Source organism: Dyella choica (genome assembly GCF_003977665.1).
Lineage (GTDB): Bacteria > Pseudomonadota > Gammaproteobacteria > Xanthomonadales > Rhodanobacteraceae > Dyella_B > Dyella_B choica.
Genome location: NZ_RYYV01000018.1, coordinates 1 through 16,518, shown reverse-complemented (window position 1 = coordinate 16,518; position 16,518 = coordinate 1). Strand labels below are relative to the sequence as shown.

Annotated in this window: 16 protein-coding genes; 5 read left to right on the top strand and 11 right to left on the bottom strand. The window is 63.9% G+C overall.

All coding sequences use genetic code 11. The features are described from left to right. Positions 1 to 216 precede the first annotated feature (216 nt). Genes pssA through rimI form a run of 3 tightly spaced genes read left to right on the top strand, consistent with a single transcriptional unit; the run spans position 217 to position 1,946 of the window. Entirely contained in the window at positions 217 to 993 is a 777-nt protein-coding gene (pssA, locus tag EKH80_RS18685) for a CDP-diacylglycerol--serine O-phosphatidyltransferase (RefSeq protein WP_126686312.1), read from the top strand. Next, positions 990 to 1,475, top strand: coding sequence for a hypothetical protein (locus tag EKH80_RS18680; protein WP_126686311.1), 486 nt, complete (start codon positions 990 to 992; stop codon positions 1,473 to 1,475). The genes pssA and EKH80_RS18680 overlap by 4 nt, the downstream gene beginning before the upstream one ends. Further along, positions 1,476 to 1,946 carry a ribosomal protein S18-alanine N-acetyltransferase gene (gene rimI, locus EKH80_RS18675; RefSeq protein ID WP_126686310.1) on the top strand — a complete coding sequence of 157 codons (471 nt, stop codon included), beginning with the start codon at positions 1,476 to 1,478 and terminating at the stop codon, positions 1,944 to 1,946. 104 nt (positions 1,947 to 2,050) lie between these two features. Here the strand turns inward: rimI and EKH80_RS18670 are convergent, their stop codons facing one another. From EKH80_RS18670 to EKH80_RS18650, 5 genes are all read right to left on the bottom strand, one after another. Further along, positions 2,051 to 4,894, bottom strand: coding sequence for a valine--tRNA ligase (locus EKH80_RS18670; RefSeq protein ID WP_126686309.1), 2,844 nt, complete (start codon positions 4,892 to 4,894; stop codon positions 2,051 to 2,053). A 228-nt stretch (positions 4,895 to 5,122) separates the two neighbouring features. Next, positions 5,123 to 6,469 (bottom strand): GH39 family glycosyl hydrolase, encoded by a 1,347-nt coding sequence (locus EKH80_RS18665; protein ID WP_126686308.1) that lies wholly within the window; start codon positions 6,467 to 6,469, stop codon positions 5,123 to 5,125. Positions 6,470 to 6,602: 133 nt separating this feature from the next. Continuing rightward, the gene (locus EKH80_RS18660) at positions 6,603 to 7,397 is read right to left on the bottom strand and encodes a helix-turn-helix domain-containing protein (RefSeq protein WP_126686307.1); all 795 of its coding nucleotides are present in this window, start codon (positions 7,395 to 7,397) and stop codon (positions 6,603 to 6,605) included. Between the two features lie 7 nt (positions 7,398 to 7,404). After that, positions 7,405 to 8,256 carry an alpha/beta fold hydrolase gene (locus EKH80_RS18655; RefSeq protein ID WP_126686306.1) on the bottom strand — a complete coding sequence of 284 codons (852 nt, stop codon included), beginning with the start codon at positions 8,254 to 8,256 and terminating at the stop codon, positions 7,405 to 7,407. Between the two features lie 54 nt (positions 8,257 to 8,310). After that, the gene (locus tag EKH80_RS18650) at positions 8,311 to 8,679 is read right to left on the bottom strand and encodes a nuclear transport factor 2 family protein (RefSeq protein WP_126686305.1); all 369 of its coding nucleotides are present in this window, start codon (positions 8,677 to 8,679) and stop codon (positions 8,311 to 8,313) included. A gap of 269 nt (positions 8,680 to 8,948) precedes the next feature. On the opposite strand from EKH80_RS18650, the gene tsaB reads away from it, so the two are divergent. After that, positions 8,949 to 9,647 (top strand): tRNA (adenosine(37)-N6)-threonylcarbamoyltransferase complex dimerization subunit type 1 TsaB, encoded by a 699-nt coding sequence (gene tsaB / locus EKH80_RS18645; protein ID WP_126686304.1) that lies wholly within the window; start codon positions 8,949 to 8,951, stop codon positions 9,645 to 9,647. Between the two features lie 62 nt (positions 9,648 to 9,709). Here tsaB and EKH80_RS18640 read toward each other — a convergent pair whose 3' ends face one another. After that, a complete protein-coding gene (locus tag EKH80_RS18640; RefSeq protein ID WP_425481164.1) occupies positions 9,710 to 10,639 on the bottom strand; it encodes a YeiH family protein in 930 nt (309 codons plus the stop codon). A gap of 198 nt (positions 10,640 to 10,837) precedes the next feature. On the opposite strand from EKH80_RS18640, the gene EKH80_RS18635 reads away from it, so the two are divergent. After that, the gene (locus EKH80_RS18635) at positions 10,838 to 11,722 is read left to right on the top strand and encodes a LysR substrate-binding domain-containing protein (protein ID WP_126686377.1); all 885 of its coding nucleotides are present in this window, start codon (positions 10,838 to 10,840) and stop codon (positions 11,720 to 11,722) included. Between the two features lie 82 nt (positions 11,723 to 11,804). Here the strand turns inward: EKH80_RS18635 and ptsP are convergent, their stop codons facing one another. The 5 genes from ptsP to hprK all read right to left on the bottom strand — a co-directional run bounded on the left by ptsP (position 11,805) and on the right by hprK (position 16,251). Beyond that, entirely contained in the window at positions 11,805 to 13,553 is a 1,749-nt protein-coding gene (gene ptsP, locus EKH80_RS18630) for a phosphoenolpyruvate--protein phosphotransferase (RefSeq protein WP_126686302.1), read from the bottom strand. Positions 13,554 to 13,678: 125 nt separating this feature from the next. Continuing rightward, positions 13,679 to 13,948, bottom strand: coding sequence for an HPr family phosphocarrier protein (locus EKH80_RS18625; RefSeq protein WP_126686301.1), 270 nt, complete (start codon positions 13,946 to 13,948; stop codon positions 13,679 to 13,681). After that, positions 13,941 to 14,333 carry a PTS sugar transporter subunit IIA gene (locus EKH80_RS18620; RefSeq protein ID WP_126686300.1) on the bottom strand — a complete coding sequence of 131 codons (393 nt, stop codon included), beginning with the start codon at positions 14,331 to 14,333 and terminating at the stop codon, positions 13,941 to 13,943. Before EKH80_RS18620 ends, EKH80_RS18625 begins: the two co-directional genes overlap by 8 nt. A 43-nt stretch (positions 14,334 to 14,376) precedes the next feature. Then, on the bottom strand, positions 14,377 to 15,270 hold the full coding sequence (rapZ, locus tag EKH80_RS18615; protein ID WP_126686299.1) for an RNase adapter RapZ: 894 nt from the start codon (positions 15,268 to 15,270) through the stop codon (positions 14,377 to 14,379). A gap of 30 nt (positions 15,271 to 15,300) precedes the next feature. Continuing rightward, on the bottom strand, positions 15,301 to 16,251 hold the full coding sequence (hprK, locus tag EKH80_RS18610; RefSeq protein ID WP_126686298.1) for an HPr(Ser) kinase/phosphatase: 951 nt from the start codon (positions 16,249 to 16,251) through the stop codon (positions 15,301 to 15,303). Between the last annotated feature and the right edge of the window lie 267 nt (positions 16,252 to 16,518).

Sequence of the window (16,518 nt, the reverse complement as noted above, 5' to 3'; positions counted from 1 at the left end):
GCCGGCGTGTGCGGAGTGTGTGGAACGTGCTTGTTAGCACGTTTGGGAATGAAAAGGCGGGAAACGGGGAGTGGGAAACCGGGAACATCGAGTGCTCGACAGGCGCAAATCGGCAACCCTGGTCCGGGCGCATAGGCACAAGCGTTCATCCGTCCCGTTCCCAGGACCGCCCCGCCACCCTGCTAAACTGCCCGCCATCCCATCACGGATGGCTTCATGAGCGAGACGACCCCAGCACGGGCGCCGCGGCATCGCGGTATCTATCTATTGCCGAACCTGTTCACCACCGGGGCGATGTTCGCCGGTTTCTACGCCATCGTGGTGAGCATCGGGGGGCATTTCACGGACGCTGCCATTGCCGTGTTCGTGGCCGCCCTGCTGGACGGCATCGACGGCCGTGTGGCACGGCTCACCCATACGCAGAGCGAATTCGGCGTGCAGTACGACTCGTTGTCCGACCTGGTGAGCTTCGGCCTCGCGCCTTCACTGGTGATGTACAACTGGTCGCTCTCCAGCCTGCGCGAGCTTGGGCCGCTGCCGGGCAAGATCGGGTGGGCTGCTGCCTTCATCTACGCCGTATGCGCCGCGTTGCGCCTGGCTCGCTTCAATACCCAGGTTGGCGTGGCTGACAAGCGCTACTTTCAAGGCCTGCCCAGCCCCGCGGCGGCAGCGGTATGCATGTCGTTCGTGTGGAGCATGGACAACTGGGGCATCGCCGGCGATCAGCTGAACATGATCATGCCGTTCTTGGCGGTGATCGTAGGCTTGCTGATGGTGAGCCGCTTCCGCTATTACAGCTTCAAGTCCTTGCCGATGGGTGACAAGGTACCGTTCCTGTGGATCCTGATGGCCGTGCTGATCCTGGTGCCTTTCTTCGTCGATCCGCCGCGAGTGCTGCTGGCCGTGTTCTTCCTGTTTCTGCTGTCCGGGCCGATCGTGACCGCGTGGGGCCTCGCCACGCACCGTAAGCGCCCGCGTCGTGGAGCGGCATGAGCGCAGTCTTTGCCAGTCCTGCGCATCGGGCTCGTGTGCTGCGTGCACTGGGGATGGTGCCGTGGCAGCGGAGGGTGGTCGTTGAAGCGGCGCTGGCGGAACCGCCCACCCGGTCGATCGGGGTGCAGCAGGCGTCAACCAAGGCCGAGGTCGTGGTGGTGCTGCCGCCCGGCTGTGCGGTGCGCGAGTTGGATCTGCTAGGACGCGCGCTGTCGGCGTTTGGCGCTCAGCTTGCTCGCGCGCCGCGTATCGAGGCGCTGGACGGTGAGACCATGCAGGTGCCGCATGCGCCGGCCTATCTGGTCTTCGGCCAGGCCCAAGCCCATGCGCTTGGGCGAGGCTTGCCGGCGCAGGTGATGCGCGATGCGCATATCGTGCTGGCGGATGCGCCCGCGGACATCCTGACGCAGGGCGGCGCCAAGCGGAGGCTCTGGCAGGCCTTGCGCGCCTTGCGCCGAGCGCTGGCGGCCGGAGGCCGCTAAATGGTTGCGGTCGCGCGCCCTTCGCTGGAGCTGCGCGCGATGCGGCGAGAGGACCTGCCGCGAGTCAGCGAACTGGAGCACGCTTCCTACGCCTTTCCCTGGAGCCAGGGCATTTTTGGCGATTGCCTGAAAGCCGCGCATCCTTCCTGGGTGCTGTGCCTGGACGGCCGGATCATCGGCTACGGCATTCTTTCGGTCGGTGCCGGCGAAGCGCACGTGCTGAACGTGTGCATTGCCCCGGACCAGCGCGGGCAGGGCTTTGGCCGCCATCTGATGAAACGCCTGCTGGATATCGCACGCTGGAACGGTGCCGAGCGCGTATTCCTGGAAGTGCGGCCGTCCAATCCCAACGCACAGGCGCTGTATGCGTCGTTGGGTTTCCACGAGATCGGGCGCCGGCCGCGCTACTACCCGGCGCATGACGGACGCGAGGATGCGATCGTGATGGCCCTGGAGTTTCCGCTGCGCTAGGTCGGGGAGCGCCCAGCGCGCATCAGTCGGGTAGGCTGGGATGATAATCCCAGCATTCCGGCGGCCGGATCGAAAGCTGGGACTATCATCCCAGCCTACGCGCATTATCCCAGCTTGCGCATCTGCTCCCGCAGCGCGCCAAGCTGCGTACCCCAATCTGCAATGCGTTGTCGCTCTTGCGCAACCACTTCCGCCGGGGCATTCGCCACGAAGTTGGCATTGCCCAGCTTGTTCTCGCACTTCTTGAGCTCGCTTTCGATTTTCGCGATCTCCTTGCCGAGGCGGGCTTTTTCCGCCGTGAGGTCGATCAATCCGGCCAGCGGAATCAGCACGCGCAGTGAACCGACCACGGCGGCCGCGGCGGCGGGTTCATCGGCGCCCGCAGCAATCCACTGCGGCGCCTCCACGCGCGCGAGGAAGCTGATTTGCGCCGCGAACTTCGCCGCGCGCGCGCGATCGCCGGCATCGCCATCGGCGAGCAGCAGCGGAATGGTCTTGCCAGGTGCGATGTTCATTTCCGCACGAATGCGGCGAATGCCGCTTAGAACGTTCTTGTACCACTCGATCTCGGCGGTGGCCGCTTCGTCGGCCGCGATCTCGCCGGCGTTCGGCCACGCGCGCAGCAGGATGCCGTCGGCCTGGATGCCGAGCTTCGGCGCCACCGACTGCCAGATTTCCTCGGTGATGAACGGGACGATCGGATGCAGTGCGCGCAGCACCGTTTCCAGCACCACCAGCAAGGTATGACGCGTCGACGCGGCAGCGGCGGCGTCGTCGCCATTCAAGGCCGGCTTGGACAGCTCCAGGAACCAATCGCAGTATTCGTTCCACACGAATTCGTACAGCGCCTGGGCCAGCAGGTCGAAGCGATAGGTGGCAAAGTGCTGCTCCACCTCGACCAGCGTATGCTTCAGCCGCGTCAGGATCCAGCGCTCCGCTTCGGTGACCGGGCCCTTCGCCGTTGCCTGCAGCTCGCCTTCCGGCAGGTTCATCAACACGAAGCGCGCCGCGTTCCACAGCTTGTTGCAGAACGCCTTGTAGCCTTCGGCGCGCTTGATGTCGAAGTTGATCGTGCGGCTGTAGCTGGCCAGCGCCGTGAAAGTGAAGCGCAGCGCATCGGTGCCGATGGCCGGAATGCCTTGCGGATAGTCCTTGCGAATACGCTTTTCGACCTTCTCGCGCACCTGGGGGATCAGCAGTGAGCGGGTGGATTTTTCCACCAGCGGTTCCAGCTCGATGCCGTCGATCAGGTCCAGCGGGTCCAGCGTATTGCCCTTGGACTTGGACATCTTCTGGCCTTCCGCATCGCGCACGATGGCGTTTATGTACACCTCGCGGAACGGCACCTGCCCGGTGAAGTAGAGGGTTGCCATCACCATGCGCGCGACCCAGAAGAAGATGATGTCGAAGCCGGTGACCAGCACGGCGCTGGGCAGGAAGATCCTGTCGTGGTCCCAGTTGGCGAGCACTTCGCCGCGTTCGTTCTGCACCGGGCCGTTGTAGGGCCAGCCAAGCGTGGAGAACGGCCACAGCGCGGAGCTGAACCAGGTGTCGAGCACGTCTTCATCCTGCTTCAACTTGCCGACGGGCTCGACCGCAGCATGCTTGCGCGCGTCAGCCTCGTCTTCACCGACGAAGATGTTGCCGGCTTCGTCATACCATGCGGGAATGCGATGGCCCCACCACAGCTGGCGGCTGATGCACCAGTCCTGGATGTTCTCCAGCCACTGCGTATAGGTGGTGGTCCAATTCTCCGGCACGAACTTGATCGCGCCCGAGCGAACGGCGTCCAGTGCCGGCTCGGTGATCGCCTTGCGGCCACCGGGACGGCCATCCTTTTGCGCGTCGCTGGTGAGATCGACGAACCATTGGTCGGTAAGCATCGGTTCGATCACCGCATCGGAGCGCTGGCTCACCGGTACTTGCAGCTTGTGCGGTTTGGTTTCCACCAGCAGGCCGGCGGCTTCGAGATCGGCGAGCACGGCTTTGCGTGCTTCATAGCGATCCATGCTTCGGTACTTGGCCGGTGCGTTGCTGTTGATCTTCGCTTCGAGCGTGAAGATCTCCAGCGGCACGAGTGCGTGACGCTGGCCGATGGCGTAGTCGTTGAAGTCGTGCGCAGGCGTGATCTTCACGCAGCCGGTGCCGAACTCGCGGTCGACGTAGTCGTCGGCGATCACCGGAATCTGGCGGCCGGCGAGGGGCAGGGTGAGCATCTTGCCGATCAGATGCCGATAGCGCTCGTCTTCCGGATGCACGGCTACGGCGACGTCACCGAGCATGGTTTCCGGACGCGTGGTAGCGACGACGATGCTTTCTTCGCTCTCCGTTACCGGATAGCGGATGGACCACAGGTGCCCATCACGCTCGACATTGTTCACTTCCAGGTCGGACACGGCCGTGCCCAGTACCGGGTCCCAGTTCACCAGGCGGTTGCCACGATAGATCAGGCCGGCGCGATACCACTGAACAAACACCTTGCGCACGGCGGCGGACAGGCCTTCGTCCATGGTGAAGCGTTCGCGCGACCAGTCGGCGGCCACGCCAAGGCGGCGCATCTGGTGGGTGATGGTGGAGCCGGATTCCTCCTTCCACTGCCATACGCGCTCGACGAAGGGCTCGCGGCCCAGGTCGTGGCGGGTCCGATTTTCGACGGCGAGTTGGTTTTCCACGATTTTCTGCGTGGCAATACCGGCGTGATCGGTGCCGACCTGCCATAGCGTGTTCATGCCGCGCATGCGCTGGTAGCGGATCAGCATGTCCATTACGGTCTGCTGGAACGCATGCCCCATGTGCAGAGTGCCGGTGACGTTCGGCGGCGGCAGCAGGATGCAGTACGGCTCGCCGCGGCCCGATGGTTGGGGCGCGTCCATTTTGAACTGGCCGCTCCGTTCCCAGCGGGCATACCACTTCGACTCGATCGGGCGGGGCTCGAAACTCTTTTCCATCGGGGACTCGCAGTGGCGCGCCGGCAGCCGGCGCGCGTGGACAGGCATAGAAACGTTCATTGTAAGGGGCCGGGGGAGGGCTGCCAAAGCGTTGCCGGCTTTTGGGCCCCGGGCGCGCGGCAGAGCCCGCCCCGGATCGGATCCAGGGCGGCGACCGGGGCTGGGACGGGGCCAAGCTCAGGGCCAGCGCGGGTCCCGGCTACGGGGCGCACCCCGGCCTACGGCGCATCACCGAAACACGAACGTAGTCACCGAATACGGTGGCAACGCATAGCTGAGGCCATTGCTCAGCACCAGACTTGCCATGAACTGCGGCGTCTGAAAAGGCGCGTTGTTGTCGGTCTGCCACACATCGACGGTGGTTGCCGAGGTTCCGCTGGCTTGCAAAATCGCGATCTGCGTGGCGGCTGGGTCCTTGTTGATCATGACGACGTTCTGCCCATTCGTCGAGGCGAATACCTCGACATTGGCAAGAGTCGTCGAAGCCGACACGGCGACGCTGCCGAAGGGCCGGAACAGATCGCCACCGCTGAACATGCGCAGGCCGTGATAGATCGGCATCGGCGCGTCGATTCGCTGGCCGTAATAGGTGGCGTCGCTTTGTTTTTCGAAGGTGAGGCCGAGCGCGCCGTTCTGGTCGGAGTACTGATGGCCACGGCCCCCGGCGCGCATGATGTGGCCGGCCACCGACGCCGACCAGACCGTTGCCACGCCCTGATAGAAACGGTCGTCACCGTTCCGTCCGGGATAGCCGTCGCCGGTACGCCATGACCAGTTGTACTCGCCGACCTGGATCTCGATGGCGGCAGCCCGCTGCGGCACGGTGGTGTTGACCATTTGCCGAAGCTGGGAGATTTCGCTTTCCCAATTCGGCGTCTGCGCCAGCGCCGTGGCGTTGTCGAGATAACTGCCGCCCATGGCGTAATGGTGATAGTCGATCACATCCACCTTCGATCCGGCGCAATCGAGAAACGCTTGCAGCTCGTTCTGGTCGTAGTGCGACCACGCCGGTCCCGCGACCTTGATGGTGGGGTCGACAGCTTTCATCTTGTCCACCGTGGCGTTGAACAGCGCGCAATACGCGGCCATGCTCATGTGATCGTTATCGGGCTCGTTGCCGATCACCCAGTAGCCGACCGGGTTGCCGGGATTGAAGTGCTGCACCAGGGCTGCGGCGTCGTCGGGAGTGAAGTTGTTGTTGCTCGATCCCGCCACCACGACCATCGGCTGCGCGCCCAGGCTCTTGATGCCGCTGACCCATTGGTCGCCGGAAATGTTGGTGGGCCCATAAGCCGCGCCGGAAATGATGTTGCCGCCGTTCCATTGCAGCGGGACGCGATAGAGTCCCAGGCCGAGGCTGGCGAGGTTGGCTCGTTGTGTTGCGCTGGCAATGATCGAGCCACCGTTCTGGCCATAAGTGGAAATCGAGCTGGAGAAAGGAGCCGGTGCAAGCGCCTGCGGCAGCGGTGTACCGAAGTCGATATAGGTATTGGCTGTCTGCGCGGGAGTGGTAGTCACGGTAGCGGCGAAAAGCGACAACGTCGCCATCGCACGTGTTATCGGAGACGTGGGCATGGTTTCCTCATCCTTACGAAACGTTGGTGGGTCCGGGCGAGTGGGACACGCAGGGCGCTCGCACTATGGCGTGTTGCGCTTGGCAAGATTGCGATGACCTTCGCAAGGATCGCAGCGCGTCGGCGCTTGCCGGCTATTGCATCTGCCGCAAGGCTTGCGCCGTTTGCTCATCGGCAGGCACAAAGGCTTCCAGCGCCAATTCCGATAGCGTGATATCTACGGGGCTGCCGAAAACGGTGGTGGTGCTGATCAGGGACAGGGCCTGTCCACGTACTTCAAGCTGCATGGGTACGGCGATCGCCGAAGCGGAGCTGCGTGCGGGCGTGACGACGGGCGCGGGAAAGGCCTGCACTTCGCGTTGCAAGGCGAGCAACTGCGGATCGTGCGTGGCCTCGATCTGTTGCTGCAGGCGATGCAGCAGGTGAGCGCGCCACTCGCCCAGATTGCGGATGCGCGGAGCCAGTCCGGCCGGATGAAGACTCAGCCGCAGCACATTGATCGGCGCCTGCAAGCATTCTGCTGCAATGCCGTCGAGCAAGCGCAAGGTAGCCCGGTTGCTCGCCACCAATTGCCAATGCCGGTCGATGGTCAATGCCGGGTAGGGTTCGAAGCCTTGCAGCAACTGATCGATCAGGCGTCGCGCCGCATCCATCGATGCATCTTCCAGTGGCCGTTCCGGATAGCTGGGTGCAAAACCTGCGGCTACCAGCAGGGCGTTGCGCTCGCGCAGAGGGATATCCAGGTATTGGGCCAGGTGCAGGATCATGTCGCGGCTGGGCTGGGCGCGGCCGGATTCCACGAAGCTCAGATGCCGCGTGGAAACCTCGGCGTGGGTGGCCAGATCGAGCTGGCTCAGTCGGCGATGCCGGCGCCATTCGCGCAGCAGGTCGCCGACCGGGCGTTGGGGTTGAAGGCGGATGGCATGCATGGACCGATCATGCCGTGCGGAACATCCGGCCGTCCTGGGCCATTTGGCATTGCTCAGCGATGAAGCTGCCGATGTCGGCCAGCAGGCGCTCCCGGTGCGTGTGATAGAGGCCATGCGGCGCGTCGGTGTACTCGATGTAGCGGCTGTTCGGTACGAGTTCGGCGACCAGGCGGCCGTGTCCGGGCTCGCTGGCATCGCGATCGCCGTGGATCACCAGCATGGGCACGTCAAGCGCACGCAATTCCTCGCGCATGTCGACGTGCACGCGCGCCATGAAGCAATCGATCAGCGCTTTGAGCGAGGCATTGAGCACGCAATCGATGGTCCAGCGCGTCGTTTCTTCGGTGACGCCGGTCTCAGCGGGCAGGAAGAAAGGATCGGCGTTGTCGCGCAGCCATTGCGGCAGATCTTCGCGCAGCATGGTGCAAACCGCTTCGAATGAACTGAAGGGGAGACCTTGCGGATAGCTTTCGCTTTGCAGATAGCACGGGGCCGTTGCGCCGATTAGCGCCACGCGCGCGACACGTGAGCGTCCATGGCGCGACAGATAGTGCGTGCATTCGCTGGCACCCATGGAATGGGCGACCAAGGTCACGTCGTGCAGGTCCAGATGCGCGATCAGCTCGGCCAGGTCGTCGGCGAGGCGATCGTAGTCATAGCCGCGGCCGGGGCAATCCGAACGGCCGTGACCGCGCCGGTCGAGCGCGATGCAGCGCATGCCGAGCCGATTGAAGTGCAGCATGTGCGGTGCCCACATGCGCGAGTCCAAGCCCCAGGAGGAGACGAAGACGATGGTTTGGCCGACACCCCAGTCTGCATAGTGCAGACGAGCATGGTCGCTGGTTTCGAACGTAGGCATGATCAGGTACTCCAGAAGGGGCCGCGCGCTCCCGGCGCGCGGCGGGAAAGGATGTCAGGCGACCACTGGCACTTTGTCGAGGAAGCCGCAGACGCGGCTGATGCGGCCGTCTTCCAGCACGGCGACGTCGAAGCCGATCACCACCGGCTCATTCGCGCCCGGCTGGCCGAGATGCCAGCGAAAACGCATCATGTCGTGATGGGCATCCACTTCGCCGATCAGGCCAAAGACATGCCCGGGAAACATCTTCTGCACGGCGCTGACGGTGGCATTGATCGCCTGCCAGCCCTTGGCCGTGATCATCGGGTCGGTATAGCTGGCATGTTCCGTGTAGACCTCTTCCAGCAACGCGAGGCGGCGCAGCGGATCGGTTTCGTTCCAGCTGTGGATGTAGCGGGTGGCAAGGGTATGTGCGTCGGTCATGGCTGTTCTCCGTGGGTTGGTGGAGAAAGCTTGCAGCCGGTTCCGCAGTGCGGCGATTACCTGGGAGGTAATGACCTAAGGAAGCTCTGATTTATTCAGAGCTTCCGCGGTGCAAGGATGCACCGCCCACGAAGCAAGCACGTAAGTGCTTGCTTCGTGGTAGTCGCGTGCGGACATGCGCCGCGCGTGACGCGTCTGAAAAAATCCAGGATGGATTTATTCAGACCATCTCTAATCGGGGTGACCCTGCGCCGTGCGAGAATGCGGCCATGAATCTGCTTGCCATCGAAACCGCCACCGAAGCCTGTTCCGTCGCGCTAGTGCATGGCGAAACCGTTATCGCCCGCACCGAGCTGGCGCCGCGCCGTCATGCCGAGCGCGTGCTGCCGATGGCGGACGAGCTGCTGGCGGAAGCAGGCATAGGCAAGCATGCGCTGGATGCCATCGCGGTGGGGCGCGGCCCTGGCGCGTTCACCGGTGTACGCCTGGCGGTGTCATTGGCGCAGGGCATGGCCATGGCCTTGGATCGGCCGGTGGTTCCCGTTTCTTCGCTGGCGGCGCTGGCATTGGAAGCGCCGGAGGATGATGCCGCGATCCTGGCGGTGATCGATGCGCGCATGGGGGAGATCTATGCTGCCAGCTATCAGCGTGATGGCGAAGGCGGCTTGATCGCCCTGGATGAAGAGCGCGTGTGCATGCCCGACGCACTGGTGCTGCCGCCGGCGGATGCATGGAACGTGGCGGGTACCGGTTGGGCGACGTACCGTGAAGCATTGCTTGCCCGGCTGGGAGTGGAGCCTCGTTCGGCTGACGGCAACTGCTATCCGCAGGCGCGTCATGTGGCGACGCTGGCGGTGCGTGAATTCAACGCTGGTCGTGCGTTAGCGCCGGAGCAGGCATTGCCGGTGTATTTGCGCGACAAGGTGGCATTGACCCTGGCCGAGCAGGGGAAGGTCCGGGGATCCTAGGCGCGCGTGGTGTGACATCCACTTGGACGCCATTCCCGCTTTCGCGGGAATGACGGGGGGCGCTAAAGCTGCCCGATCACCAACTGCACCAGCAAGCTGCTGATCGACACCGCCGCCCACACGCCCAGTCCCAGCAGGATCGGCCGCACGCCGGTCGACGCCATTTTGCGCAGGTTGGCCGACAGGCCGATCGCGGTGAGCGCCACGATGATCATGAACTCGGCGGCCAGGTGAATCGCCGGTTGGATCGCCGCCGGCACCAAGCCCGCCGTGCGCACGGCCGAAGCCACCAGGAACCACAGGATGAACCAGGGAAAGATGCGGCGCAGACTGAAATCGCTGGTTACGCCGGCCTGTTTTGCGGCGCGCTTGTGACGCATCGCCACCACCACGGCAAGCACCAGGCAGATCGGGATGATGAGCGTGGCACGCGTCAGCTTCACAATGGTGGCGTAATCGCCCGCGGCAGTGCTGTAGCTATAGCCCGCAGCCACTACCGAGGAGGTGTCGTTGATCGCCGTGCCGGCCCACAGTCCGAAGCCAAGATCCGACAGATGCAACGCATGTCCCAGCAGCGGAAACAGCAGTACGGCGACGATGTTGAACAGGAAGATGGTGGAGATCGCAAACGCCGTGTCGTGGTCGTCCGGCTTGATGATGGGGGTAACCGCGGCGATGGCCGAGCCGCCGCAGATCGCGGTGCCTACACCGATCAGCACCTTCAGCTCGCCGTGAACTTTCATGGCCCGGCCCAGCAGCCATGCCGTCACGAACGCCACGCTCATGGTCACCAAGGTCACGGAGAGCGATTCCAGTCCGGTCTTGGCGACCTGGGTGAGGCTCAGTCCGAACCCCAGCGCGACGATCGACCACTGCAGCACCTGCTTGCTGGCGAACTGGATCCCCGGATTGAAGCTTTCCCCGGGGGAGAGCAGGTTGCGTACGGCAATGCCGATAACGATGCCGAACACCGGTCCGCCGATCAGCGGCACCCGGCGGCCCAGCCACCAGGCCGCCAGCGCAATGCCGAAGGCAAGTAGCAGGCCTGAAGCGTTAACGCGCAGGCGGGACGGGGCGAGGGGAAGCGATAGGGCATTCATGACGGTCAGCCGTTGGGGACCTGGCTATTGTCCAATTCGTCATGTATTAGGAAAATTTGAAATATCTGATCAGTTCAATAAAATATGCTGATGCTCAATGTCAGCCTGCGTCAGCTCGACGTATTCGTGCAGATCGCCCTGCTCGGCAGCGTGCGCGCCGCTGCCGAGCGGCTGCATCTTACCCAGCCGGCCGCCAGCATGGCCTTGGCGGAAATGGAACGGCAGCTGGACGCCCCGGTGTTCGACCGCGAGCGTGGCCGGCTGCAATTGAACGCGCGCGGCCGTGAATTGCTGCCCCTGGCGCAGGAATTGTTGGAACGCCATGCGGAATTCGGACGTCGTGCGGCCGGCAAGACGACTGCGCTCGCGGGGGAACTACGCATTGGCACCAGCAACACGATCGGCAATTACCGCGTGGGCGAATTGTTGGGCGAGTTCGTGCGCGCTTATCCGCAAGTGGCCATTCGCTTGCGCGTGGCAAATACGGATGGCATAGCGGCAGCCGTACTCGACCACAGCCTGGACGTCGGCTGCGTGGAAGGACCGGCCACGCATCCGTTGCTGGAGGCGCACCCCTGGCGTGACGACACCTTGCTGGTGTGCGCGCCGCCGGACCATCCCCTGGCGAACAAGCGCGTTCTGAAGCCCGAGCATTTTGCCGGCGCGCGCTGGGTCCTGCGCGAGCCAGGTTCTGCCACGCGTGCCATCAGCGAGCGGGCATTGATGCAGTTGCCGCCGGGAGAAACCGTGATGGAGCTGGACCAGACCGAAGCGATCAAGCAGGCGGTTACGGCCGGGCTGGGTATTGCGTGCCTGCCGGAAGTGGCGGTGACCGATGCACTGGCGACCGGGCGATTGGTGGCATTGGAGACACCCTTCCTGGATCTGCGGCGGCGGTTGTCGATCCTGCTGCACCGGGAGAAATATCGGGGTGCGGCGCTGGAAGCGTTTTTGCAATCCGTGCTCAACGCGTAATGCATATATCACGTAGGCTGGGTTGCAAAATCCAGCGTTGCCATCCACGAAAACCGCGCGATGCCGGGATCGTCATCCCGGCCTACGAAGTCGCACAGCTGTTCCCGGTAATCGCCGCCAGCAGCGCCTCCGCTTCCTCATGCGTGCGTGCGCGCAATAGGCGTGGCGCGAAGCTGCGCAGCTTGGCGTGATCGAGCGTGGCGAGGCGGTCGCGCACGTGCAGGATGCGGCTGGGGTGCATGCTGAATTCGCACAGGCCCAGGGCGAGCAGCAGGGCGGTGAAATTTTCATCGCCACCGATTTCGCCGCACAGGCTCACCGGCTTGCCCGCGCGGCGACCGGCCGAGATCACGTGCGAGAGCAAGCGCAGCAGTGCGGGCTGCAGTGGGTTGTAGATGTTTTCCAGCGCATCGTTGCCGCGGTCTGCGGCAAGTACGTACTGGGCGAGGTCGTTGGTGCCGATGGCGAGGAAGTCGGAGTGTTCGAGCAGGGCGCGCACGTTGATCGCGGCGGCGGGTACCTCGACCATGGCACCCAGCGGGAGCTTTTCCGGTAGATCGATGTTCTCGCGCTTGAGTTCCAGGCGTGCGAGCTTGAACAGCGTGCGTACGGCTATGAGCTCATCCGGCTGCGTCACCATCGGTACCAGCACGCGCACGGGACCGTAGCAGGCGGCGCGCAGGATGGCGCGAATCTGCGTGGTGAATACGGCCGGATGGCGCAACGACAAACGCACGCCACGCACGCCCAGCGCTGGATTTTCCTCTCCGCGGATGACCAGTCCCGCGGCGTCGGCCTTGTCGGCACCGAGATCGAGCGTGCGAATGGTCACCTGCGCGCCGCCCATGCCCAGCACCACGTCGCGATACGCGATGAACTGCTCGTCTTCCGAAGGCAGGCCTTTGTGGCGCAGGAACAGGAATTCCGTGCGATACAGGCCGACGCCGTCGGCGCCACGCGCGCGGGCAAGCGCGACGTCGCCGGGTGATTCGGCGTTGGCGAGCAGGCGGACGTCCACGCCATCGCGCGTACGCGTGGGAGCATTCGCCAAGCTGGCCAGCCGGCGGCCCTCCTGGGCAGCTTCGCGCTGCCATGCGCGGTAACGAGCGAGATCCTGGGCAGTCGGGTGCACCACGGCTTCGCCGCGCTCGGTATCGAGCAGAATCAAGTCATCGTCGTGAATGGTTGACAGCGCATCGCGCGTGCCCACCAGCATCGGCAGATTGAGGCTGCGCGCCAGGATGGCGCTGTGCGAATAGGCGCTGCCGGAACTGGTGATGACGCCTAGCAGGCCATTGCCGGCCAAGTGCGCCATGTCGGCCGGCGCGATGGTGTCGGCTACGAGAATTTCGCCGACGCGTGCGGCGAGCTTGCGTTCCTCGACACTGGTCTGGCGCTGCAATGCGGAAATGACGCGGCCGATTACCTGGTCGACGTCTTCCATGCGGCTGCGCAGATAAGGATCGTCCATCGCACTGAACACGCCGGCCAGGCGATCACGTTGCTTTTTCAACGAGGCACCGGCGCGATAGCGGCCGATGGTGATCATTTCGTCCAGGCCACGCAGCAGCTCCGCGTCGTCCAGCAAAAGGCTATGGGCGTCGATGAACTCGTTGACCTCGCGCGCCAGTGCCCCGTGCAGCTTGCCGCGCAACTCGCGCAGCTCCTGTCGCGCGGTTTCCAGCGCTGTATGCAGGCGTTCGAGTTCCGAAGGAATTTCTTCCTCCGTCAGCGGCCTGGTGTCGACCAGGTAGCGGCTGGGTTGGACCAGTCGCGCACGGCCCAGGGTCATGCCGCGTGAAGCCATGGTACCGGCGAGTATCTGCCTCATGCGCACCTCCTGCCGGAGGTGCCGGGAACGGGGCGCAGGGCACAGGAAACGCCAGTATCGCAGCGCGGCAAATCCACGCGCGTTGTGTGCGTTCCCCGTTGCTCATTTCCCGTGCCTTGCTTCATTCACGCCCCTTCGTCGAATTTGCGGTCAAACAGATCCGTCACCGCCGTGATCGCGGCCGATTCATCCGGGCCATCCACGCGAACGGTCAGCGGCGTGCCGATACCGGCAGCCAGCATCATTACGCCCATGATGCTTTGCGCATTCACTTCGCGGCCTTTGCTGATCAACCATACGGTGGATTTGAAACTCTGCACGAGCTGCACCAGCTTCGCCGATGCGCGGGCATGCAGGCCCAGTTTGTTGGAGACGACGATTTCTTTTTCAAGCATGGTCGATGAAGATTCCTCCGCGACCGCCGCTGGCCGCGATTTCCGCAAGTTCGTCCAGCGGCTTGTCGGCGTAGTTGAGTACGCGCAGCAGCATGGGCAAGTTCAATCCCGAAACACAGCGCAGCCTTACGCCCACTGTAGCCAACGACAGTCCGATGTTGCAGGGAGTCGCGCCATACAGATCCGCCAGTACCAGCACGCCGTCGCCCTGATCCAGTTCGCGCGCATGCTTGGCGGTCAAGGTGCGCATGACATCCGGATCGGCTCGGGCGGGCACTTCCACGGTGGCGACTCGCAGCGGCAATTTCGGCAACACGTGACGTGCAGCCTTCACCAGCGCCTGGCCAACCGACTCGTGGGTCATCAGAAGCACGCCGACGCTCATGATACGGCGGCTTCGTTTGGAATCGTGAAAGAGGGCATAAACATCACTCGAGTTCGCGATGGAAAGTGAGAACCCCTTCGCGCGTGGTGCGATAGTGCGCGGCGAGTTTCTCGACCAGGTATACCGAACGGTGGCGGCCGCCCGTGCAGCCGATGCAAATGGTGACGTAGCTGCGATCGTCCGCCTCGAAGCGGGGCAGCCATGCGTCCAGCCAGCGGGCGGTGTCGGCGTAGTACTCGCCCACCACCGACTGGCGCTCCAGGAATTCGCGCACCGGCGCATCCTTGCCGGACAGCGGACGCAGCGTCGGTTCCCAATGCGGATTGGGCAGGCAGCGGGCATCGAATACGAAGTCCGAATCCAGCGGCAACCCGCGCCGGAACGCGAACGATTGGAACATCAGCGTGAGGCCGGTGGCGGTCTGTGCGTAGCCGGTAGCGATCAGGCGGCGCAACTGATGCACGTTCAAGTCGCTGGAATCGATCACGCGTTCGGCGATCGCCATCAGCGGGCGCAGCAGGCGGCGTTCCTCCGCGATGGCATCGGCGAGCGATACGCCGCGCACCGCCAGCGGATGCCGGCGGCGAGTTTCCGAGTAACGCTTGATCAGCGCGGCGTCGTTGCAATCGAGAAAGATCAGATGCACCTGCACGGTGGCGGCCAGCGCCGACAGCACCTGGGGCATGTGTTGAAAATCCTCGTCGCGGTTGCGCACGTCTACGCCCACTGCAATGCGACGGCGATGGCTATCGCCGCGCGTGGCCGCTTCCACCAACTGCGGCAGCAGGGCGCTGGGCAGGTTGTCGACGCAATAGAATTCCAGGTCTTCCAGCGCACGCAGGGCGACAGTCTTGCCACCGCCGGACATGCCGGTCAGCACCACCAGGTGGATGGCGTCCGGATCGTCGTGGGCGAGCAGTCCTTGGTATGGGCTCATGAGATTTTGGTCACTGTCTCAAGCGCGGGCCTACCATGGCGGCAGCCGGCGCATCTGGTGGGCTTGGCGGTCCATGAAGCTTTGCGCCGGATCGATGCCCTTGCTCTTCAACATATGGCTGCGCACCGCCGCTTCCACCAGTACCGCCAGATTGCGGCCGGGGGCGACGGGCAAGGTGATCATCGGCATGTTCACGTCGAAGATTTCGCGGTGACCCACGTCGCCGGTGAGGCGGGTGATCGCATCGACATTCTCGCCGTCGCGCATGGGCTTGAGATGGATCACCAGGCGCAGGTACTTGGACGTCTTGACCGAGGTGTGGCCGAACATCTCGCGTACATTGAGGACGCCCAGGCCCCGCACCTCAAGCAGATCCTGCAACAGCTCGGGGCAGGCACCATCGATCACGTCCGGGGCGATCAGCGTGAATTCCGGGGCGTCATCGGCGACCAGGCGATGTCCGCGGCTGATCAGTTCCAGCGCCAGTTCGCTCTTGCCGGAGCCGGCTTCGCCGGTGATCAATACGCCGATGGAGAACACTTCCAGCAGTACGCCATGCAAGGTGAGGCGTGGCGCCATGGTGCGCGCCAAGTGGTACTGCATCCAGGTCAGCAGTTCATGGCCACGCTTGGCGCTGATCCATAGCGGAGTATCGGTTTCCTCTGCCACTTCGCGCAGGTCGGCGGGTATCGCCTGATCCTTGGTGACAATAAACGCCACCGGCTGCGTGGCGGCGGCCTTGTGGATCACCTCCCAGCGCTGACGGGAATCCAGGCTGTCCAGGTAACTGAGCTCCTCGGTACCGACGATCTGGATCTTGTTGGGGTAAATCACATTGAGATAGCCCACCAGCGAGGGGCGGCGGGCCGGGGTCGAGCCGTATTCCAGCACACGCATCTCGCCACGCATGCCGGCCACCCAGCGCAACGCCATGCGCTCGTGGATATCGTCGAAGAGTTGTCGTGCAGTGAGCCGGTCCAAGAAGATTCCCTTTATGCCGCTTGGCTGCCTGGGACGGGGCGGCGGCAGGGAACATTGTGCCAGTTTTGGGGTTTCGGTCTTAAGTGCCGTGAAGCTACGGCAGGAGGGACGGGCTTGGTGCGCGGGTGCTGGTGAATTTGCCGGCAAGCCCCGGCTTCCCCGCCCCTCCCCGCACTTGATTAGCGTCGAGTCTCAGTAGGTGAGCAGAGGTAGGGCGAGCATGGCGGCATCCCTCAAGCGGAGGTGCCGCCATGCCGATGAACCGCG